The sequence below is a fragment of the Solwaraspora sp. WMMB762 genome, assembly GCF_049179115.1.
GTDB lineage: Bacteria > Actinomycetota > Actinomycetes > Mycobacteriales > Micromonosporaceae > Micromonospora_E.
The window spans coordinates 219,572-239,547 of sequence record NZ_JBMHMD010000001.1 but is presented as its reverse complement, the minus strand read 5'-3'; the positions used below and the strand labels follow the sequence as shown (position 1 = coordinate 239,547).

Annotated in this window: 16 protein-coding genes and 1 pseudogene; 10 read left to right on the top strand and 7 right to left on the bottom strand. The window is 69.6% G+C overall.

The annotated features are described in order from the left end of the window. Positions 1–24: 24 nt before the first annotated feature. Positions 25–1,254, bottom strand: a complete 1,230-nt coding sequence (locus ACN27J_RS01110; protein WP_421362486.1) for an RNA-guided endonuclease InsQ/TnpB family protein — start codon at positions 1,252–1,254, stop codon at positions 25–27. Between the two features lie 25 nt (positions 1,255–1,279). On the opposite strand from ACN27J_RS01110, the pseudogene tnpA reads away from it, so the two are divergent. Next, positions 1,280–1,695, top strand: a pseudogene (gene tnpA, locus ACN27J_RS01105) (IS200/IS605 family transposase). Positions 1,696–1,735: 40 nt separating this feature from the next. Here tnpA and ACN27J_RS01100 read toward each other — a convergent pair. Then, a complete protein-coding gene (locus ACN27J_RS01100) occupies positions 1,736–1,966 on the bottom strand; it encodes a hypothetical protein (RefSeq protein WP_421362483.1) in 231 nt (76 codons plus the stop codon). Between the two features lie 78 nt (positions 1,967–2,044). Further along, a complete protein-coding gene (locus ACN27J_RS01095; RefSeq protein WP_421362480.1) occupies positions 2,045–3,853 on the bottom strand; it encodes a glycoside hydrolase family 6 protein in 1,809 nt (602 codons plus the stop codon). A gap of 324 nt (positions 3,854–4,177) precedes the next feature. On the opposite strand from ACN27J_RS01095, the gene ACN27J_RS01090 reads away from it, so the two are divergent. The 3 genes from ACN27J_RS01090 (at position 4,178) to ACN27J_RS01080 (ending at position 7,752) form a co-directional block, all read left to right on the top strand. Continuing rightward, positions 4,178–4,909 (top strand): hypothetical protein, encoded by a 732-nt coding sequence (locus ACN27J_RS01090; protein ID WP_421362478.1) that lies wholly within the window; start codon positions 4,178–4,180, stop codon positions 4,907–4,909. Positions 4,910–5,500: 591 nt separating this feature from the next. Then, complete coding sequence (locus tag ACN27J_RS01085) at positions 5,501–7,105, top strand: glycoside hydrolase domain-containing protein (protein WP_421362476.1); 1,605 nt, start codon at positions 5,501–5,503, stop codon at positions 7,103–7,105. A gap of 38 nt (positions 7,106–7,143) precedes the next feature. Continuing rightward, positions 7,144–7,752 (top strand): hypothetical protein, encoded by a 609-nt coding sequence (locus tag ACN27J_RS01080; RefSeq protein WP_421362473.1) that lies wholly within the window; start codon positions 7,144–7,146, stop codon positions 7,750–7,752. Between the two features lie 78 nt (positions 7,753–7,830). On the opposite strand, the gene ACN27J_RS01075 is transcribed toward ACN27J_RS01080, so the two are convergent. Next, complete coding sequence (locus ACN27J_RS01075; RefSeq protein ID WP_421362471.1) at positions 7,831–8,478, bottom strand: DUF4360 domain-containing protein; 648 nt, start codon at positions 8,476–8,478, stop codon at positions 7,831–7,833. A gap of 513 nt (positions 8,479–8,991) precedes the next feature. Here ACN27J_RS01075 and ACN27J_RS01070 point away from each other — a divergent pair. Next, positions 8,992–9,609, top strand: coding sequence for a DUF4360 domain-containing protein (locus tag ACN27J_RS01070; protein ID WP_421362468.1), 618 nt, complete (start codon positions 8,992–8,994; stop codon positions 9,607–9,609). Between the two features lie 16 nt (positions 9,610–9,625). Here ACN27J_RS01070 and ACN27J_RS01065 read toward each other — a convergent pair whose 3' ends face one another. The 3 genes from ACN27J_RS01065 to ACN27J_RS01055 all read right to left on the bottom strand — a co-directional run bounded on the left by ACN27J_RS01065 (position 9,626) and on the right by ACN27J_RS01055 (position 14,153). Then, positions 9,626–10,885, bottom strand: coding sequence for a glycosyltransferase (locus ACN27J_RS01065; protein WP_421362465.1), 1,260 nt, complete (start codon positions 10,883–10,885; stop codon positions 9,626–9,628). A gap of 129 nt (positions 10,886–11,014) precedes the next feature. After that, positions 11,015–11,497: a type II toxin-antitoxin system PemK/MazF family toxin gene (locus tag ACN27J_RS01060; protein WP_421362462.1), complete on the bottom strand. Its 483-nt coding sequence runs from the start codon at positions 11,495–11,497 to the stop codon at positions 11,015–11,017. Positions 11,498–11,591: 94 nt separating this feature from the next. Continuing rightward, complete coding sequence (locus tag ACN27J_RS01055) at positions 11,592–14,153, bottom strand: rhamnogalacturonan lyase (RefSeq protein WP_421362460.1); 2,562 nt, start codon at positions 14,151–14,153, stop codon at positions 11,592–11,594. 392 nt (positions 14,154–14,545) lie between these two features. Here ACN27J_RS01055 and ACN27J_RS01050 point away from each other — a divergent pair, with 392 nt between their 5' ends. Genes ACN27J_RS01050 through ACN27J_RS01030 form a run of 5 tightly spaced genes read left to right on the top strand, consistent with a single transcriptional unit; the run spans position 14,546 to position 19,926 of the window. After that, the gene (locus ACN27J_RS01050) at positions 14,546–16,123 is read left to right on the top strand and encodes an ABC transporter substrate-binding protein (RefSeq protein ID WP_421362457.1); all 1,578 of its coding nucleotides are present in this window, start codon (positions 14,546–14,548) and stop codon (positions 16,121–16,123) included. A gap of 9 nt (positions 16,124–16,132) precedes the next feature. Further along, complete coding sequence (locus tag ACN27J_RS01045) at positions 16,133–17,077, top strand: ABC transporter permease (protein WP_278168383.1); 945 nt, start codon at positions 16,133–16,135, stop codon at positions 17,075–17,077. Further along, positions 17,074–17,928 (top strand): ABC transporter permease, encoded by an 855-nt coding sequence (locus tag ACN27J_RS01040; RefSeq protein WP_421362454.1) that lies wholly within the window; start codon positions 17,074–17,076, stop codon positions 17,926–17,928. The genes ACN27J_RS01045 and ACN27J_RS01040 overlap by 4 nt, the downstream gene beginning before the upstream one ends. Beyond that, a complete protein-coding gene (locus ACN27J_RS01035; RefSeq protein ID WP_421362451.1) occupies positions 17,928–18,938 on the top strand; it encodes an ABC transporter ATP-binding protein in 1,011 nt (336 codons plus the stop codon). Before ACN27J_RS01040 ends, ACN27J_RS01035 begins: the two co-directional genes overlap by 1 nt. Further along, positions 18,931–19,926 (top strand): ABC transporter ATP-binding protein, encoded by a 996-nt coding sequence (locus ACN27J_RS01030; RefSeq protein WP_421362449.1) that lies wholly within the window; start codon positions 18,931–18,933, stop codon positions 19,924–19,926. Before ACN27J_RS01035 ends, ACN27J_RS01030 begins: the two co-directional genes overlap by 8 nt. The last annotated feature ends 50 nt before the right edge of the window (positions 19,927–19,976 follow it).

The window sequence follows — 19,976 nt, the reverse complement described above, 5'->3', positions numbered from 1 at the left end:
GCGGAAGTTGACATCCTCGCCGCCCTAAACGGCGGCGATTCCAGCCACGCCGCGCGTGACACGCGCGGCGTTCTGGTGGGTTACCGTTTCACCGCGCGGTGCCGGGACGGGTCCCGGTCCTACCCGCGCTCCACGGTCGTTGAAGTCCGCCTGCCCGGCGGCCTTGATGTTGATCGCGGCGTTGACATCCCGGTCGTGGTGACTGCCGCACGGACAGACCCACGACCGGACGTTCAACGCCATCTTCTCGTTGATCCGGCCGCAGTCCGAGCACATCCGGGTGGACGGGAGCCACCGGTCCACCCGGGCGAACGTGCGTCCGTATCTCGCCGCCTTGTACTCCAGCATGGCGACGAACGACGACCATCCGGCGTCGTGGACGGACTTGGCGAGCCTCGTGCGGCCGAGACCGACGACACACAGGTCCTCGACGTACACCGCTTGATTCTCGCGGATGATCGTCGTGGACAGCTTGTGCTGCCAGTCCCGCCGGGTGTCGGCCACCCGGGCGTGTGCCCTGGCGACCTTCACGACGGCCTTCCTACGGCGGTTGCTGCCCCGCTGTTTGCGGGACAGGGCCTGTTGCAGCCGTTTGAGCTTGCGGGCCGCGCGGCGCAGGAACCTGGGTGCGGCGACCTTCGTGCCGTCGGACATGACCGCGAAGTGCGTCAGCCCCAGATCGATCCCCACCTCGGCGTCCACCTCGGGCAGCGGCTCGTCCGTGGCCCGCACGACGAACGAGGCGAAATACCTTCCGGCGGCGTCCCGGATGACCGTCACGGACGACGGGTCCGACGGCAGTATCCGGGACCAGCGGACCGTGAGGTCGCCGATCTTCGGCAGCCGCAGACGACCGTTGTCCAGGACCGTGAACCGGGAGTTACGGGTGAAGCGGATGGCCTGCCGGTTGTCCTTGCGGGACCGGAACCTCGGCGGTGCGACCTGGCGGCCTTTACGCCTGCCCGACACGGAGTGGAAGAAGTTGCGGTAGGCGGTGTTGAGGTCCGCGAGGGCCTGCTGCAACACCACCGCCGACACCTCGCCCAGCCACGCCCGTTCCGGGGTCGTCTTGGCCCGCGTGATGACCCGCTTCGACAGTTCGGCGTCCGAGATGTACGGCAGGCCCTGCTCGTGGGCGGTCTGCCGGAGGCGCAGCCCGTCGTTGAACACCACCCGGGCGCATCCGAACGCCCGGGCCAGCGCGATCTGCTGGCCGGGTGTCGGGTAGACCCGGAACTGGTACCGGAGCTGCACGAACCACACAATATCATGTTGGTCTATGGCGGAATTTGAGGGTATCCATACCGGCAGGCACTGTGTTTTCGCGATGCATGTTCATTTGGTTTCGTGACGAAGTTCCGGCACACGGTGTTCGCCGCCCGGCACCTGACCCGCATGGAACAGATCATGCGGGACGTGTGCCGCGACTTCGAGGCCGAGCTGGTCGAGTTCAACGGCGGCCACAACCATGTCTACCTGCTGGTCGACCACCCACCCAAAGTCGCCGTGGCCCGCCTGGTCAACTCACTCAAGGGCGTCTCGTCGCGCCGCCCGCGGCAGGAGTTTCCCGACCTCGCACGCCACTACTACCGGGCCAACAAGCTCTGGTCGGGCTCGTACTTCGCCGGCTCCGTCGGCGGCGCGCCACCAAGCATCGTGACGCAGTACATCGAGCAGGAAAACCGGCCAGGTTAGAGCACTGCTCGGGCCCTGGCGGCCCTCCCAGCGTGGGCCTTCACCCCCGGGCCTGGAGGCCGGAGCACTGGCCCGCATTCCGGTAGCTCACGGTCACACTGGTCTGGGTCACGCCGGCGACCAAGCCCGTCAGCGGCAGTGCGGGCGGGCACGCCGGGGTCGCTGTCGGGGTGGAAACGGTCGCGGGCCAGGGCTCGGCCTGCGCCGGGCCGGCCCAGCCCGCGACGGTCACGATCGAGGCGGCGAGCAGGGCACCGATCCGGTACAGCATCAAGGAACTCCTTCGCTCTGGCCGGGCGTCGGCCGCCGTCAGGACGACGGCGGCCGACGCCCGGGGCGTCAGGTCAGGTCACAGCGGCGGGTACGCGTTCGCCATCAGCTCCTGGAACTGAGCCGAGAACCAGTGCCCGGAAACCGGCGCGTCCGGCAGGGCACCACTCATGTTGTTGTTGTTCCGCGGGTTACCCGTGTACGTCGGGTCACACATCCGGTCGAAACCCTTACCCTCGTCGTTCGGGATCTCCGAGCTCGAACCGTCCGACTCACCCGGCGGCTTGATCCACACGTACGCGTCGATACCCGAAGCGGGCGCCGCCGTCGGACGCTCACCCAGACCCGCACCCGACTGGTTACACCAGTTCCCCTTCTGGAACCGCCGGTCGATCCGCGACTCGTCCACCCGGGTGTCCACATCACCGGCGCTGCTCGGACCGGTCGGACGGTCCGGACCGCCCCAACCGTTACGCGACGTGTCGATCAACATACCCACACCCGACGGGAACCCGGCCTGCACCAACCGCTGCCGGAACGCCTGCGCGAACGACAACTCGTCGTTGTAGTTGTTCCAGTCGATCCACGTCGACGGACGCGTCGTCGAGTCCACCGTGATGTACGGCTCCTCCAACGCCGAGTAGTTCGCCGTGTTCGTGATGAACCCGTGCACATCCGACGGCGACGCACCCGACGCGTTCGCCGCCTGCGCGATGAGCTGCGCCGTCGGCCCGAAGTTGTCCTCCCAGCCGATCCAACCGTGGTGCCCGGCGTCGATGTAGTTGTACACGTTCGGCACATCCGCCAACTGCGAAATCGCGTAACCGACACCCGTCACGTAGTTGCCGTTCGCCAACATCACGTCACACTCAGGCGTCGCCGTCGCCCGCGAACCCACATTCGTCACCAGGTTCGGCAGCGAGTCGATCTCGATCACCGCCACGATCCGCAGATTCCGGTACTCCGCCCGACCCACGATCTCCGCGATCGGATCAATGTAGTCGTCCCGGTACGCGTCGATCTCGTCCGGACCCAACTCACCGTTGGACGCCAACGCCGCGCAGTCCCGACCCGGCAGGTTGTAGATCACCACCTGGAACACCAACGGACGACTACCGTTCGCCGCGTCCTGCCGGACCGCCTCGTCCAGATGGTCAGCCAGACCCATGTCACCGGTCGTCGGGCTGTTGTTGCCGTAGATCGCACTCGTACGGTCCAGCCACACACCCGTCGGCTCGTCCGCGATCCGGCTACCACCCGGCTCAGCCGCCGCGTTCGCACTCCAGATCGGGTTCACGTACACGTCCGCACCCACGTACGGGTTGTCCACCCGCGGCCCACCCGTCGGTGGTGGCGTGGTGACCGGTGGGGGCGCTGTCGTGACCGGCGGAGGTGCCGTGGTGACCGGCGGCGGCACGGTGGTGACCGGCGGCGGAGTCGTCGGGCCGGTGCCACCGTTGCACGCCACCCCGTTCAAGGTGAACGCGGTAGGGCTGGAGTAGCTGCCGGTCCACCGCCCGTTGAAGCCGATCGAGGTGGACGCCCCGGTACCCAGGTTGCCGTTCCACGAGGCGTTGGTCGCGGTGATCGCGCCGGAGCTGCCGCTCCAGTTCGCCGACCAGCCCTGGGTCAGGGTCTGACCGGACGGCAGGGTGAAGCGCAGACTCCAGCCGTTGACCGGATCCTGCCGATTGTTGATGGTGATGTTGGCGGTGAATCCGCCGGCGCCGGAGCCTTCGTTCCAGGTGTTCGCCTGATAGGTGACGTTGCAGACCACCGCGGCGTGGGCGGCGGTGGTGGGGACGATCAGGGCTGCGGCGACCAGTGCGGTAGCGCCGCCGACGGCCAGCAGATTACGGCGTACGGTGCGTCTCGGGACGGATGGCATCGCGTTCTCCTACAGATCCGCAGGGCTGCCACCACGGGCCGGAGTGTCGGTCTGAACCGGCTTGCGACCGGATCTGCCTCGGACGGTGCGGGCGCACGGTCGAGGACGGTCGACGTGGTGGGCTGGGGAGAGGAGTGCCCGGCGCCGGATGGTGGTCACCCCCGGCGGTCCCCTCGGTCTGAAACGAGCCGCTCGCGTTGGCTCCCGGTGCGGCTGAGGCGAATTGTGGCACGCGACAATGATCGATACAATCACCGGTTCGGCCCGGCCCGGACGGAGTTAATCCGTCCGGCCGGGTTGACGTCGTCTGCGAGCATGATCGCCGTGACCAAGCTGAACCAGATCATCGCGGTGGAGAAGGGCGTCAAGAGCAAGTCCTTCGCGGAGTTGACCGAGGCGCACCACGCGGTGCAGAAGCAGCCGCTGCTGTCCGGCATCTCCCGCACCTACCAGCCGAAGGACGAGGAGGGTGAGCAGCTCCCGCCCGAGTCGACCCGGGTGCAGGTGCACGCCGAGCAGGTGCTGCGGGACGTGGCGAAGACGCTGACCCGGCTGTTCGACGTGACCGCGACCAAGGACTGGGCGAACACCCGGGCCACCGCCGATGTCGTGGTCGACGGCCGGACCCTGGTCACCGCCGCACCGGTGTCGTACCTGCTGTTCCTGGAGAAGCAGCTGGTCGACCTGCACACCTTCGTCAAGAAGCTGCCGGTGCTGGACGCGGCCGAGTCGTGGAGCCGCGACGAGTCGACCGACTCCTGGCGTACCGATCCGGTGCGTACGGTCAAGACGAAGAAGGTGCCCCGCAACCATGTCAAGGCCGAGGCGACCGACAAACACCCGGCGCAGGTCGAGGTCTACTACGAGGACGTACCGGTCGGCTACTGGACGACGGTGAAGTTCTCCGGTGCGCTGCCGGCCCGGCGGGTAAACGAGTTGCTGGACCGGATCGCGGCGCTGCAGACCGCGGTCAAGTTCGCCCGCGAGGAGGCCAACGGCGTCGAGGTCACCGACCAGCGCATCGGCGACGCGGTCTTCGGCTACCTGTTCGGGTAGTCGCAGACCACCTGCCGGTGGATACGATCACAGTCTCCCCGGACTGAGCCCCGGGGTGGCCGTCAGCCGGGTTCGCACCGGCTGACGGCGGAGGAGCACCAAGCTGAAGCTGACGACGAATCTGACGAAGCGGTCCCAGTGCGGGTTCGAGTCCCGCCCCCGGTACCAGCCACACCGGGGTGGCCCAACTGGTAGAGGCAGCCGCCACACACTCAGGCTCTCGCTCCACGCTCAGCATTCGCCGCCGGTCGTCAGGTCGAGGAGGGACGGACAGGGACAGCTGGATGCTGGTTCGATTCCAGCTCGCGCCTCCACCGCGGCGCGGTAGTTTAAGGGCAAAACCCGGCGTCATAAAGAGTGATCTGTCCCTTTTAAAGGTACTGGCGACAGCAAATGGGCGGCAGCCCAGAGGCCCGGAGACAGGACAGCTCTCCGGGCCTCGCCATGTCCGGACGGGACCCGCTGGGCACACCATCGACCAGGTCAAGACCGACCCCGGCCAGAATGTTGATCGACGACAGACAATTTACAACCCGGTCTGGTGGGCCGTATCGTCCACATCATCGGACGACAGCACGGGGGATGTCTGAAATGATCGATTCCGGCCTGCCACGGACCAGCCTGGCGGACAGCCACGTACTCGCGGCCCAGCAGTGGGTCAACGCCACCTACGCCGGTGCGCCGGGATACCTCAGCTGTCCGGAGGACGGGCGCACCGGCTGGCCGACCGTACTCTCGCTGACCCAGGGGCTGCAGTACGAGCTCGGCATCTCGCCGACGGTGCAGAACTTCGGGCCTGGCACCCTCGCCGCGGTCCGCACGCGTAACCGGCTGCCAGCCGAGGAGACCAACACCAACCTGGTCCGCATCTACAACGCCGCGCTGTGGTGCAAGGGCTACTGGGCCGCCACTGATCAGGGAGTCTGGACCGCCGACTCGGAGGACTCGTTCAGTCAGCTCTACGTCGACGCCGGGCTGTCGTACGCCGATCTGTCGGCCCGGCGGGCGATGTGGCCGCACGTCGCGCGGGCGATGCTGCGGATGGACCAGTTCCGCCTGGTGCCGCAGGGTGACAGCACCGTCCGGGGCATCCAGCAGCGGTTGAACTCGCGCTACGTGGCCGGCATCGGCATCCCCGCGATGAGTCTGGTGCCCTGCGACGGGATCTACTCCAGGGACGTGCAGCAAGGGCTGATGATGGCCATCCAGTACGAGGTCGGCATCCCGCTGGGCTCGATCAACGGCAACTTCGGGCCGGGCACCCAGGCCGGGCTGCGTGGGGTCGGCTCCGGCCGGCTCACCGGCGATCTGCGGCACCTGTTTCGGTCGGCGTGCTACGTCAACTCGCCGACCTTGCTGCCGGGCGATCCACAGCTGCCGCTGGCGTACCACCCGCAGGACATCGACACCGATGTGGAGACCGCCACCCACCTGGCGTGGCTGCGCGCCTTCCAGCGTTTCTCGCAGATCCCCGAGAGCGGCACCAACGACTACACCACCTGGGCCCAGCTGCTCGTCTCCTGCGGCGACACCGGCCGGCCCGCCACCGGCTGCGACTGCATCACCGAGATCACCGCAGCCCGTGGCGCGCAGCTCGTCGCGGCCGGCTACCGGATCGTCGGGCGCTACCTCGACGAGCATCTGCCGCCGTCGGACCCGTACTTTCTAAACAAGGCGCTCAAGCCCGGTGAACCGCAGACCATCCTCGACGCCGGGCTGCGATTCTTCCCGATCTTCCAGTACAACGGCACCCAGCTGGGCAACTTCACCTACCCCAAAGGGTACGACCAGGGCCGGATCGCCCATCAGAAGGCCGTCGAGCACCGGATCCCCGCCGGTACCTGCATCTACTTCGCGGTCGACTTCGACGCCCTGGACGTCGACATCGACGGCGGGATCAAGCCGTACTTCCACGGGGTGAAATCGGCGCTCGCCGAGATGGGCGACCGCTACCACTTCGGAGTCTACGGCTCGCGCAACGTGTGCAGCCGTGTCTCCCAGGAGGTCGGCGCACGGTGGTCGCTGGTTTCCGGGATGTCCTGGGGCTACTCCGGCAACCTCGGCTTCCCGCTGCCGGCGAACTGGGCGTTCAACCAGATCCGGGAGTACGAGTTCGCGTCCGGCTGGGGACTGGACCACGACGTATGGCGGGACGGAGCCGATCCCGGGGTCGCCGCGCTCGTTTCCGGCCAGTGAGTCGCGCTCGTTCCCGGCCAGTGAGTGAGGAGCCCGAGATGATCAGCAGACGTGTCCTGCTCGGCGGCGCCGTCGGCACCGGCGTGCTCGCCCTGACGCCCGCTGACGCCGCCCACGCGGCCGAGGTTGCCGAGGCGCGGAACGAAATCCACGAGGTGTCCGCAAACGGCTGGCGGATCGATCCGGCCGCCATCGCTGTCCACCGGATCGAGGGTTCCACCGTCTCGGTAGCGCTGCGCCGAGGTCCCGCCGCGGGGGTGCTGCTGCACGTCGCCCGCCGCTGGCACTACGAGATCGGCCCGGTCGACACCGGCGAAGGCGGCGGCGTCGCCGGCTACGCTGCCGACCGCGTGGTGCGCACCGCCGTCGACTCCAACTACCTCTCCGGCACCGCGATCGCCCTGCACCCGACCGCCTATCCGCTGGGCGGTAGTGAGTCGCTGTGGCCGCACCAGGAGGCAGTCGTACGGGACATACTCGCCGACTGCGAAGGCACCCTGGTCTGGGGCGGTGACCTGTCGCCGGCGACGGCCTCGCACTTCCACGTAGCCGCCCGGCCCGGTGACCGGGCCCTGGCCCGGGTCGCCGCCCGGCTGGGACCCGGTGTCCACGTTGCGCGCCGGACACCGGCGGTCGTCGCCGGGTAGGCGCCCGCCGGCGTAACCGGTCGAGGGTGGCCGGTCGCACCGGCCACCCTCTGTCATCGGGTACGGGGGTCAGTCAGTTCACGGGCAGGGCTGCCAGGCCAGGTGGTACATCGTCTCGATGCTGCCGTCCGTCGAGTCCATGGTCAGAAAGCTAACGTCCGTCGACGATCCCTTGCTCAGGCGCAACTCGGTGTTGATGTTGAGGTTGCGGATCTCGCCACACGGATGCCAGACCACGGAGGCGATCGGCACCTCGTCGCTCACCATCCAGTTGTCGTCCAGCGGAGCCGGAATCGGATGGCTGCTGAAGGTGCCCTGAGTCATTCCCTGGAAGTAGTAGTTGGCCCGTTGCGTGGCGATGGCACCCGGGCTGAGCAGCCCGTAGCCGCGGTAGTCCACCTTCACGATCGCGAAGGTGTAGCCCGCCGGCGCGTGCACCAGCACGTTGAGCTGACAGTTCCGGCGACCTTCGGTGACTGAGATACCCGGACCCGCCTGCACCAGGTAGTCGCTGTAGATGGTGGTGAAGGCGGTGTTGTCCGGCGAGACGGCGACGTCGGCCGTACCTGGCCGACAACCAGAACCCGCCATCGCGACCAGATCGATCACAACCTGGTCATCCGGTGGGTCATCCAGGATCCCCTTGGCAGACGCGGATGCGCCCGAGATCAACGATGAGGCGAGCAACGCAAGCACCACGCCGCCACGCGTCAGCAGTTTGCGCATGAAACCTCCTCCGATGTGTGATGCGACGATGCGTGCGCAACAATCTACGTACAGACATTGATGCTTGTCAACGTAAATTTAATTGCCACAGGGGTTTTGTAAATTGATCACACGCCACCTCGCCGCCGACCATCCCAACCCAGCCGGCAGAGCAGACGGCGGCCGCACCAACCGCGCAAATCGCCTATACCATGACAAGAGGTTGACCCAATTGCCTCCAATGACCAGCTAGTTGATCCCGCCGAAACGGGCACACGACATACGACCTGGGCAGAATCAATATCAACATATCGACCCTGGCAGATACTTGCATGAATCGATGTTCGTCGCTATCATCCTTTCGCAGGACGCCCCGCCGAAACACTCTGGACCCAATCTCCCATGATCCAAAGGGCCCAGCAGACAAAGATCCACGGCGCGGTTGTTCCGCAAAGTCGTGTGTGCCCCAGCCGTCATAACCTGAGCCCCGAGGGGAACGGAATGAAAAGAAGCCTCACCGGCGCGAGACACGGAATGTCCGCCGCACTCGGCACAGTTCTCGCGCTGACTCTGACCGCTCCGGTCCATGCCTCCCCGGCGACGTCGAGCGCCGTGCCGGACAGCGACATCACCGTGGAGGTGGTGGCCGCCAGTGGTTCAGGCTGCGCGCCCGGCACGGCCAGGGTCGTTGCCAACCCCGACAACACCGGCTTCCGGATCCGCTACTACGACTTCCTCGCCACCGTCGGTGACGGGGCCGACCCGACGGACAGCCGGAAGAACTGCCAACTCGGTGTGCTCGTCAAGGTGCCGGCGGGCTGGACCTTCGCGGTCGCCACCGCGGACTACCGGGGTCGGGCCCGGATTCCCAGTGGAGCGACCGGCCGGCAACGAACGAACTACTACTGGCAGGGCTCGTCCGACAACAGCCGTACCGACGCCACGTTCGGCGGACCGTACAACGGCTTCTGGGCCACTGCTGACCACGCACCAGTGCTGGTGTACGTCCCCTGTGGGCAGCAGCGGGTGCTGAACATCAACACCGAACTGCGAGTGGACGCCGGTACCTCCAGCGGCCAGGCCAGCATGTCGATGACCACGACCGAAGGCAACGTCGACACACTGTTCAACCTGGACTGGGTCAGGTGCTGACCACCTGATCCGCCAGTCAACGCCGGGCGCGGGCAGATCGATGCCCACGCCCGGCGCTGTCGTACGCGGAACCGGACTCGGACCCGGAGCGAGCAGCACGGGCAATCCGGTCAGCGTCAGCGAACTGGTCAGCGCCAGCGTCGACCCGGTGGGCACGGAGAAAGCCGTCGACCGCCGTCGACCAGGGAAAGCCCTCCGCCCGGCGGCGGGCCGCCGCGCGTCGCGCCGCCACCGGTCGGCCGGCAAGTTCGCAGATCGCGTCCGCGTACTCCTGCCCGCCGCCGGCCACCGCCAGCCCGGCGTCTCCGATCACCTCCGGCAGCGCGCTCTCCGCGGCGACCACCACCGGGGTGCCGCTGGCCAGGGCTTCCAGGGCAGCCAGCCCAAAGGTCTCCACCGGCCCGGGTGCGATCACCACGTCGGCGCCGGCCAGCAGCCGGGCGACCTCGTCGCGGTCGCCGACGTAGTTGGCGAAGTGCACGGTCAGCCCGGCCTCGACAGCGTGTGCGCGCAGACCCGCCTGACGAGGGCCGGTGCCGACGATCACCCCGACGGCGGGTACGCCCCGATCGCGCAGCGCGGCCAGCGCCGCGAGGACCCGCTCGGGGCACTTCTCGGCGGACAGCCGGGCGCAGTGCAGCACCAGCAGCTCACCGTTGGGCGCGTACTGCTCGCGTACCGCCTCGTCGTGCCGGCGGGGGTGGAACTGGTCGAGATCCACGCCGAGCGGCACCCGGGCCAGGTTGTCCGCCCCGATCCGGGTGAACTCGCGCGCGGCCCACTCGGTGGTGCACACCACCCGGTCGTATCCGGCGGCGGTCGCCGCGTTGAGCCGGTCGGCGATCCGCTCGGTGATCCGGTCGGTCAGCTTCGCCGGGCCGGCGGATCGGACACCGAACGGCAACCGCAACAGGCCGTCGAGCGTCTCGTGGGAGACCATCAACGCGGGTACGCCGTGCCGCCGCGCCCACTGCCCGGTCCACCGCAGCGTGGTGCGGTCGGAGACCTCCAGCCGGTCCGGGGCGAGCTCGGTGAGCAGGCGGCGTACCCGGGAACGGCCAAGCAGCACCCGGTAGCCGCCGGTGCCGGGCACCGCCGGCCCGGCGATGGTGATCACCCGCCCCTGTGCGGTGTCCTCATCCGCGTCGGCCGCCCCCGGCACCACCAGCACCGGCTCATGGCCGGCGGCCAGATAGCCGGTGCCGAGTTCCCGCAGCGCGGTCCGTAACCCACCGGAGCTGCCGGTGATGAAATTCGCCAGCCGAACGATCCTCATGATGCCGTCACCATCCGGCCAGCATCGCAACCGCCGGGCGGCGGGCAGGGCACACGACCGTGACGTGTCGGCGAACTGTGCCCGACGGCTATCTTCGTCGTCGTCGGGCACCGGCGGGCGACGGCCCGGTCAGGACCAGCCGTAACCGGCCCGCAACGCCTGGCACACCCGGTCGAACCGGCCCCGGTCGAGGATGGCACCCTCACGCCGGATGCTGTCCTCCCGCATGGTGAGCACCCGGTCGAGCCGGATCCAGCTCGGCCGGCCGTCGTCGCCCCAGGTGCCCAGCGACAGCCAGTGCCGCTGCCCGTCGCGGTCGGACTGGCTGGACAGCATCAGCCCGAACAGGGTGCGGCTGCGCCGGCCCACCACCAGGACCGGACGGTCCTTGCCCTGCCGGGGGTCGTCCTCGTACGACACCCAGGTCCAGACGATCTCGCCGGGATCGGCGTGCCCGTCCAGCTCGGGTGCGTACGACAGTTGCCGCCGCTGCAACGCGGCCACCTGCCGGCGCCGGGCCAGCTTGGCCGGTGTCGGGCGCCGTTGCGCCGGTACGCGTTGACCGGCCAGCCGGCCGACGGTCGCGGTCACGCCCTGCCACAGTTTTCCCACGACCGACGACCCTATCGGTAGGCGCCCGCGGCGGTGCGCGACGGGCTCGACCCGCCGCGCACCGCAGGTCAGCTCCCGGTCTGTCGGATCGTGGTCAGCCAAGCATGCCGATGACGGTCCGGGCCTGGTGGGTCAGTGCGGCTGCGGCGGCCGGGTCGACCCGGTCGCGCCGGTGCGGATGCGCCAGATGGTGCACGAAGCGTCGCACGGCCTGCGTCGCCTGGTCGGCGCGGCCCCGGTCGAGGTGCCACTGCGCCTGGTGCAGCGCGGCGGACAGCCGGTGGGTGACCGGTCCGGAGATCGCGCCGTCGCGCCGGAATCCGTCGTACGCGGTCCGCAGCGCGGGCAGGCTGCCCGGTGTCCAGAGGTCCGGCACCGGGACCTGGCTGAAGTCGGTGTCGGCTGCCAGGTAGAAGCCGGGGTACGACGGCTGGTTGTAGGTGGTCTGCTGGCGGGCCACCTCGGCGCGGTACTGCGGGTCGTGCATCAGGGTGTACATCTTGCGGTCGGTCACCTCGGTGCTCAGGTGGATCCGGATCGCGGTGCTGTCGACCGTCCGCAGCAGCAGTTCCTCCCGCCAGTCGCCGAAGACGTCCGCGACCAGGCCCGGGTTTCCCTTGGTGTAGTTGTTGGTCCGGGTGCCCTCGGCGGTGAGCAGCCGACCCCGACGCCAGTCGTCGATGGTCGGGGTCTGGTCGATCGCGCCGTCGACGATCTGGGTGGTGCCGTCGGCCGCCCACCGGATGCTCATGTTGGTGCCGGGGATCTGCGAGCCGAGCGGCTCGCCGGCGGCGGTGTGCAGGCCGAGTCCGCTGACCGCCCACACCTCGTGGCCGGGGTGCTGCGGATCGATGTCGCCGATCATGCCCCGGCCGGTGTCCACTCCGGAGTACCCGCCGAAGATCACTTCACCGGTAGCGGCGTCGAGCAGGCCGTGCCCGTACGGCGCCCACCGCCCGCCCTCGAAGACCAGGTACGCCTCCAGGCCGGGGCGGCGCGGGTCGATGTCGGTGACGTGCATGGCGTCGCCGTGGCCGAGCCGGGCCATGGTGCCCGGTGCCGCGCTGTCGGGTGGCAGCGGCGCGAACGCGCTGTACAGCAGGCTGCCGTCGTCGTCGATGGTGGCCGCGCCGTAGACGATCTCGTGCCGGCCGTCGCCGTCGACGTCGGCCGCGCTGATCGAGTGCTGCCCCTGGGTGGTGATGGTGGCGAACTCGCCGTCGGTGCCGTCGCGGCCGTGCGGCGAGTCGTCGAACGGGTTGGTCATCGGCGTCCAGCCGCTGTCGACGTACCACTGCTCGGTGAGCTTGCGCCCGTCCCACCCGTAAGCGACCAGGGTGGAGCGGGTGTAGTAGCCGCGGGCGAAGACCGCCGACGGCCGGCGGCCGTCCAGGTAGGCCACCGCGGCGAGGAACCGGTCGACCCGGTTGCCCGGCTCGATGCGCGACATCGCGTAGTCGCCCCACATCAGGCCGTCGTCGTGCCGGCCGGGCTTGTACCGGATCGTCTGCAGTTCCCGCCCGGTGGCGCCGTCGAACACGGTGAGGTACTCGGGGCCGTCGACGATGAAGCCTTCGAAGGCACGCAGGTTGTTGCGAGTGCTGCGGGCCGGGGCGTAGACGTCGATGAAGTGGTCGGCGAGGGCCTGCGCGTCGGCCCGGGACAGCGGATACTCGTACGCCGGGTCGATGCCGAACGCCGCCTCCAGGGTGGCCGGCCAGTTGCCGGCGACCACCTCCGGGTGGGCGTGCCAGCCCTGGAACATGTCGACCAGGTGGTCGTGGTAGTCGGCGGCGGACATCCGGTAGTCGTCGCGGTGCGAGTAGCCGGCCCGCCGGTCGGACTCCGGCATGGTGACGTAGCGTTCGTCGGCGACCCGGCCGTCCGGGCGGTAGCTGATCGTCCTGGTGCCGGGGGCGGTCTTGAGCATCATCTCCGAGCGGCCGTCGCCGTCGAAGTCGTAGACCAGGAACTGGGTGTAGTGGGCACCGGCCCGGATGTTGACCCCGAGGTCGATGCGGTGCAGCAGGGTGCCGTCCAGCCGGTACGTGTCGAGGTAGACCGGTCCGGTGTAGCCGACCTGGGAGACGTCCTTGGAGTTGGACGGGTCCCACTTGACGACGAACTCGTACCGCCCGTCGCCGTCGACGTCGCCGACGCTCATGTCGTTGGCGGAGTAGGTGTACGCCTCACCGGCCGGGGTGACCCCGTCGGCGGGCCGACGCAGCGGCAGGTCGTGGTAGGCCTGCGACCACGGGTGCACCGGGTCGCTGCGGTCGACCTCGACGCCGTCGACCACGGCGGCGACCTGGTAGCTGGTGCCGGTCGCGGGGTCGGTGTCCAGGTAGTTGGTGCTGTCGGTGACGGTGGCCAGCCGCCGGCCGTCCCGGTAGACGTGGAAGTCGGCACCGGTCATGCCGGTGGCACCGTGGCCGGTCACCTCGTGGCCGAGCAGTCGCCAGCTGAGGAAGACGCCCTGGTCGGTGGCGGCGGCGACCAGGCCGCGGTCGAGATGTTCGAGTTGGACGGCGTCAGGGTGGCCGCCTCCGGGCGCGGCGCCGGCCGGTACGCCGAGGGTCAGCGCGCAGACGGTGGCGAGCAACGCCACGGCGGTGGCTGGACGGTGCGGACGGCGACGTCGGGTACGACGGTTCATACCGGAATCTCCTCGGTCGACGGGCGGCGCGGCTCTGGCCGACCGGCCGGCCCGGTGCCGGTTTCAGGCACCCGTGACAGGTTCAATGAAACGATACAAGCCACTGAAGGCTATGGATACCTCCACTGGTGTGTCAAGGCAAGCTGTCACAGCCTGAACCGTTCCATTCGGACCGCGGACCGACTCGTCGCGGACCACGGTCACCTGAGGTCATCGAGTTGTGACCCCTGCGGCGATCGACTAGGGTCGGTGCACCGATCCGCAGCCAGTCGCGGCATCATCCGGCGGCACCACGCAGTTGGCGATGTGCACCAGCCCCGACGTGCACCATCCCGTCGACGCAACCCGGCCCGTCAAGCCCGTAACGGCGACAACGAGGTAGGAGACAGACGGTGAATCCCTCCCCAGCGTTCCCGCACCGGCGGCGATCCGCGCGTACCACCCGGTCGGCCGGACGCGCGACGAGCCTCGCCGCCGTCGCGGCGCTCGCGCTGGCCGGCTGCTCGGCCGGCGAGTCCCTGGAGACCGACGACGGGCCGGCCAGCTCCGACGGCACCCTGGTGGTGGCCATCTCCAGCGAGCCGGACAGCCTGGACGTGCACGTCTCCACCGCGTCGCCCACCTTCCTGGTAATGGAGAACGTCTACGACACCCTGGTGGAGCCGGCCCCCGACCTGAGCTTCCAACCCGCGCTGGCCACCGAGTGGGAGGTCAGCGAGGACCTGCTCACCTGGACCTTCCAGCTACGCGACGGCGTCACCTGGCACAACGGGCGGGAGTTCACCGCCAGCGACGTGGTCGCCAGCTTCGAACGGATCACCGACGCGGAGACCGCCGCGAACGCCTGGCGGTTCGAGACCGTCGACGAGGTACGCGAGGTCGACGACCGTACGGTGGAGTTCGTCCTCAACCAGCCGACCCCCAACCTGCTGGCCAACATCGGCGGGTTCAAGGGGATGGCGATCGTCGCCCCCGAGCTGATCGACGGCGACGGGCTGACCACCGACGCGATCGGCACCGGGCCGTTCCGGTTCGTCAGCTACACCCCCGGTGACCGGATCGTGCTGGAGGCCAACCCGGACTACTGGGGCGACGGTCCGTACGTCGACCGGGTCGAGTTCCGGTTCGTCTCCGAACCGACCACCGCGCTGACCAACCTGCGCACCGGGGCGGTGCACCTGACCAACAACGTGCCGGCCCAGGAGATCGCCACCCTGCGCGACGACCCCGACGTCGAGCTCGGCCAGCAGGCCAGCAACGACTACTGGTACTTCACCTGCAACTTCGACCGGCCGCCGTTCGACGACATCGACGTACGCCGGGCGCTGTCGTTCGCCATCGACCGCGAACAGGTGGCCCAGGCCGCCTTCTTCGACGCCGCGACGCCGGTGCAGTCGGCGATGCCGCCGGGCAACTTCTGGGCCACCGACTACGCCCCGTTCAGCCACGATCCGGACCAGGCCCGCGAGCTGCTCGCCGACGCCGGCGTCACCGACCTCACCGTCGACCTGATGCTGACCAACGAGTACCCGCACACCCTGGCCGCCGCCGAGGTGATCGCCAGCCAGTGGGGCGACGTCGGCGTCAACGCCGAGATCCGTACCCTCGACTTCGCCAGCTGGCTCGACGAGCAGGGCAACGGCAGCTACGACTGCTACGTCCTCGGCTGGCTGAACAACCTCGACGGCGAGTACGCCTACTACGCCCAGCACCACTCCGCCGGCTCGTTCAACTTCCACGGCTACGCCAACCCGCAGGTCGACCAGTACCTCGACCAGGCTCGGGCCAGCGTCGAGGACACCGAACGGCGCGACCTCTACCACCAGGCGGCCAGGCTGATCATCGACGAGGTCAGCTACGGCTACCTGTACAGCCCGCAGGCCACGCTGGCCTGGGCGCCGCAGGTGTCCGGCGTGGAGATGCACCCGGACGGCAAGACCCGGCTGCGGACCGTACGGTTGACCGACTGAGCCGGCGCGATGGCGCGTTTCCTACTGTGGCGGGCGCTGCAGACGGTCGTCGCGATGCTCGGGGTCAGCGTCGCGGTCTTCCTGATCGTCCAGCTGGTGCCCGGCGACCCGATCCGGCTGGCCCTGGGCACCCGCTTCGACGAGGAGCTGTACCAGGCGATGCGGGCCCGCGCCGGGCTGGACCAGCCGCTGTTGACCCAGTACGGCGGCTGGCTGGCCCGCGCGGTCACCGGTGACCTGGGGGTCAGCTTCCGCAGCGGTGAGCCGGTCACCCGGCTGCTGCTGGCCCGGCTCGGCCCGACCAGCCTGCTCGCCGGCGCGGCGCTCGCCGTCGCGCTGGCGATCGCGCTGCCGTTGGGCATCGTCTCCGCGGTGCGCTCCGGGTCACTGGTGGACCGGATCGCCACCGGGTTCAGCCAGCTGTGGATCTCGGTGCCGGACTTCTGGAGCGGGATCATGTACATCCTGCTCTTCGCGCTGCTGCTGGGTTGGCTGCCGGCCTCCGGTTACGTGTCGCCGTTGGACGACCCGGTCCGGGCGGCCCACCACCTGGTGCTGCCGGCGATGACCGTGGGGCTGATCTCCGGTTCGGTGCTGACCCGGTTCGTCCGCTCGGCGGTGCTGGAGGCGCTGCACCAGGACTACGCCCGTACCGCCCGGGCCAAGGGGCTGTCCCGCTGGCAGACGGTCCGCCGGCACGTGCTGCCCAACGCCTGGATCTCCATCGTGACCGCCGTCGGCCTGCAGCTCGGTTTCCTGCTCGGCGGAGTGGTGATCGTCGAGGTGATCTTCGAGTGGCCGGGCCTGGGCCGGTTGGCGTACGACGCGGTCGTCCGGCGTGACTACAGCCTGCTGCAGGGCGCGGTGCTGGCCATCGCGCTGATGTTCCTGGTGGTCAATTTCCTGGTGGACCTGCTGTACGGCTACCTCGACCCGCGGGTACGGCGCCGATGACCCGCCGACTGTTCCTGCTGCTGGGCAACCGGCTGGCCCTGGCCGGGCTGCTGGTGCTGGCCGTGCTGGCAGCGGTCGCCGTGGTCGGGCCGTGGCTGGCCCCGTACGACCCGAACGCGGTCGACGTGCCCGGCCGGCTCGCGGGCCCGTCGTGGGCGCACCCGTTCGGCACCGACAATCTCGGCCGCGACGTGCTCAGCCGGGTGCTGGTCGGAGCCCGGGTGTCGCTCCAGGTCGGGTTCGTCGCGGTGGGCATCTCGCTGACCGCCGGGCTGCTGATCGGGCTGGTCGCCGGCTTCTACTCCGGCGCGGCGGACGCGCTGCTGATGCGCACCATGGACGTGCTGTTCGCGTTCCCGGCGATCCTGCTGGCGATCGCGGTGCTGGCCATCCTCGGGCCGGGCATCACCAACGCGATGATCGCCATCGGCATCGTCTACACGCCGATCTTCGCCCGGATCGTGCGGGCCGCGACGCTCGTCGTCTCGGCCCAGTTGTACGTCCGGGCGGCCCGTGCCGTCGGCGCCGGCGACCTGCGGATCCTGCTCCGCCACGTGCTGCCGAACATCGCCGCGCCGGTGATCGTGCAGACGTCGCTGAGCCTGGCGTTCGCGATCCTGGCCGAGGCGGCGCTGTCGTTCCTGGGTCTGGGCGTGCAGCGACCCGATCCGGCCTGGGGACGGATGCTCGCCGAGGGCCGCGACTTCGTCAGTCAGGCACCATGGATGGGCATCTTCCCCGGCCTGGCCATCTTCGCGACCGTGCTGGCGTTCAACGTCGTCGGCGACGGGCTGCGCGACGCGCTCGACCCACGGCAACGGTCGGTCATCGAGTCGAGGGGGCAGGGCTGATGGCCGGCGACCCGGTGCTGTCGGTACGGGACCTGACGGTGCGCATCGGCACCCGGCGGGGTGTGGCGAGGGTGGTCAACGGGGTCAGCTACGACGTGCACCCGGGTGAGACGCTGGCCATCGTCGGCGAGTCGGGGTCCGGCAAGTCCGTCGGCGCGCTGGCGGTCCTCGGCCTGCTCGACGAGGCGGCCACCGCCACCGGGCAGGTGCTGCTGGACGGTGTGGACCTGCTGGCCGCCGGTGAGCGACAGCTGCGGCGGATCCGTGGCAACGAGATCGCGATGGTCTTCCAGGACCCGATGACCTCCCTCAACCCGGTGAAGACGATCGGGTCGCAGCTGGTCGAGCCGATTGAGCTGCACGGCGTGGCCACCGGCGCGGCGGCCCGCGACCGGGCGGTGGAGCTGCTCGAACAGGTCGGGCTGCCGGACGCCCGGGACCGGCTCGGCGACTACCCGCACCGGTTCTCCGGCGGGATGCGCCAGCGGGTCATGATCGCGATGGCGCTGGCCTGTGAGCCGAAGGTGCTGCTCGCCGACGAGGCGACCACCGCGCTGGATGTCACCACCCAGGCGCAGATCCTCGAGGTGGTCGCCGGGCTGCAGCGACGGCTGGGCCTCGCGGTCGTCTGGATCACCCATGATCTGGGGGTGGTGGCCGGGATCGCCGACCGGGTCGCGGTCATGTACGCCGGCCGGATCCTGGAGCAGGCACCGGTGGACGAGCTGTACGCCGCGCCCCGGCACCCGTACACGATGGGGCTGCTGGCGGCGGTGCCCCGGGTCGGCGCCGACCGGCCGCGCCGGCTGACGACGATCCCCGGCCAGCCGCCGGATCCGACGGCGCTGCCGCCGGGCTGCGCGTTCCATCCACGTTGCGGCTACCGGCACGACCCACGGGCGGCCACCGAGGTGCCGCCGCTGCGCACGGTCGGCCCGGACCACCGCGTGGCCTGCTTCTACGACGTCGTCGGTGGCACCGCCACCGGTACGGACGGTGGAGATGGCTGAGCAGCCGCTGTTGAGCGTGACCGACCTGCGGGTGCACTTCCCGATCGCCGGTGGCGGGCTACGCCGCCGGCAGAATGCGGTGGTCCGGGCGGTCGACGGGGTGAGCTTCACCGTGGCGGCCGGCGAGACGTTGGGGCTGGTCGGCGAGTCGGGGTGCGGCAAGAGCACCACCGGGCTGGGCCTGCTGCGACTGGTCGAACCCACCGGTGGGCGGGTCAGCGTGCGGGGCACCGAGGTCACCGCGCTGCGCCGGCGGGACCTGCGGGCGATGCGCCGGCACCTCACGATGATTTTCCAGGATCCGTACGCGTCGCTGGACCCCCGGATGACGATCGGTTCGGTCGTCGCCGAGCCGTTGGCGGTGCACGGTCTGCACCGGGGGTCGCGGGCCCGCCGGCACCGCGTCGGTGAGCTGCTGGAACTCGTCGGCCTCGACCCGGACCACGCGCACCGGCACCCGCACGAGTTCTCCGGCGGGCAGCGCCAGCGGGTGGGCATCGCCCGCGCGCTGGCCTGCGAGCCCGATCTGATCGTCGCCGACGAGCCGATCGCCGCGCTCGACGTGTCGATCCAGGCGCAGATCATCAACCTGCTGGAGGACCTGCGCGACGAGCTCGGGTTGGCGTACCTGTTCATCGCCCACGACCTGGCCGCGGTCGGGCACCTCAGTGACCGGATCGCGGTGATGTATCTCGGCCGTATCGTGGAGGTGGCCGACCGGGCGACGCTGTTCGCCCGGCCGGCGCATCCCTACACCCGGGCGTTGCTGTCCGCGGTGCCGCTGCCCGACCCTGTCGCCGAGCGGGCCCGGGAACGGATCATCCTGCGGGGTGCCGTGCCGTCTCCCGCCGACCCGCCGAGTGGCTGCAACTTCCGGACCCGCTGCCCGGCGGCGTTCGACCGGTGCGCCGTCGACGATCCGGTGCTGACCGCACGCGGCGACGGCCACCTGGCCGCCTGCCACCTGTCGGACGACGGCACCGGCTGAGCAGCACCTGGATCGGTGGGTGTCGGGCGGGGTGCCGGACGGCCCGGTAC

Bases quoted from the DNA above. Each gene is read 5' to 3' on its own strand.
- ACN27J_RS01055 (WP_421362460.1), bottom strand. From the start codon at position 14,153: ATGAACCGTCGTACCCGACGTCGCCGTCCGCACCGTCCAGCCACCGCC.
- ACN27J_RS01035 (WP_421362451.1), top strand. From the start codon at position 17,928: ATGGCCGGCGACCCGGTGCTGTCGGTACGGGACCTGACGGTGCGCATC.
- ACN27J_RS01030 (WP_421362449.1), top strand. From the start codon at position 18,931: ATGGCTGAGCAGCCGCTGTTGAGCGTGACCGACCTGCGGGTGCACTTC.
- ACN27J_RS01080 (WP_421362473.1), top strand. From the start codon at position 7,144: ATGATCAGCAGACGTGTCCTGCTCGGCGGCGCCGTCGGCACCGGCGTG.
- ACN27J_RS01045 (WP_278168383.1), top strand. From the start codon at position 16,133: ATGGCGCGTTTCCTACTGTGGCGGGCGCTGCAGACGGTCGTCGCGATG.
- ACN27J_RS01070 (WP_421362468.1), top strand. From the start codon at position 8,992: ATGTCCGCCGCACTCGGCACAGTTCTCGCGCTGACTCTGACCGCTCCG.
- ACN27J_RS01075 (WP_421362471.1), bottom strand. From the start codon at position 8,478: ATGCGCAAACTGCTGACGCGTGGCGGCGTGGTGCTTGCGTTGCTCGCC.
- ACN27J_RS01040 (WP_421362454.1), top strand. From the start codon at position 17,074: ATGACCCGCCGACTGTTCCTGCTGCTGGGCAACCGGCTGGCCCTGGCC.
- ACN27J_RS01085 (WP_421362476.1), top strand. From the start codon at position 5,501: ATGATCGATTCCGGCCTGCCACGGACCAGCCTGGCGGACAGCCACGTA.
- ACN27J_RS01065 (WP_421362465.1), bottom strand. From the start codon at position 10,885: ATGAGGATCGTTCGGCTGGCGAATTTCATCACCGGCAGCTCCGGTGGG.
- ACN27J_RS01100 (WP_421362483.1), bottom strand. From the start codon at position 1,966: ATGCTGTACCGGATCGGTGCCCTGCTCGCCGCCTCGATCGTGACCGTC.
- ACN27J_RS01095 (WP_421362480.1), bottom strand. From the start codon at position 3,853: ATGCCATCCGTCCCGAGACGCACCGTACGCCGTAATCTGCTGGCCGTC.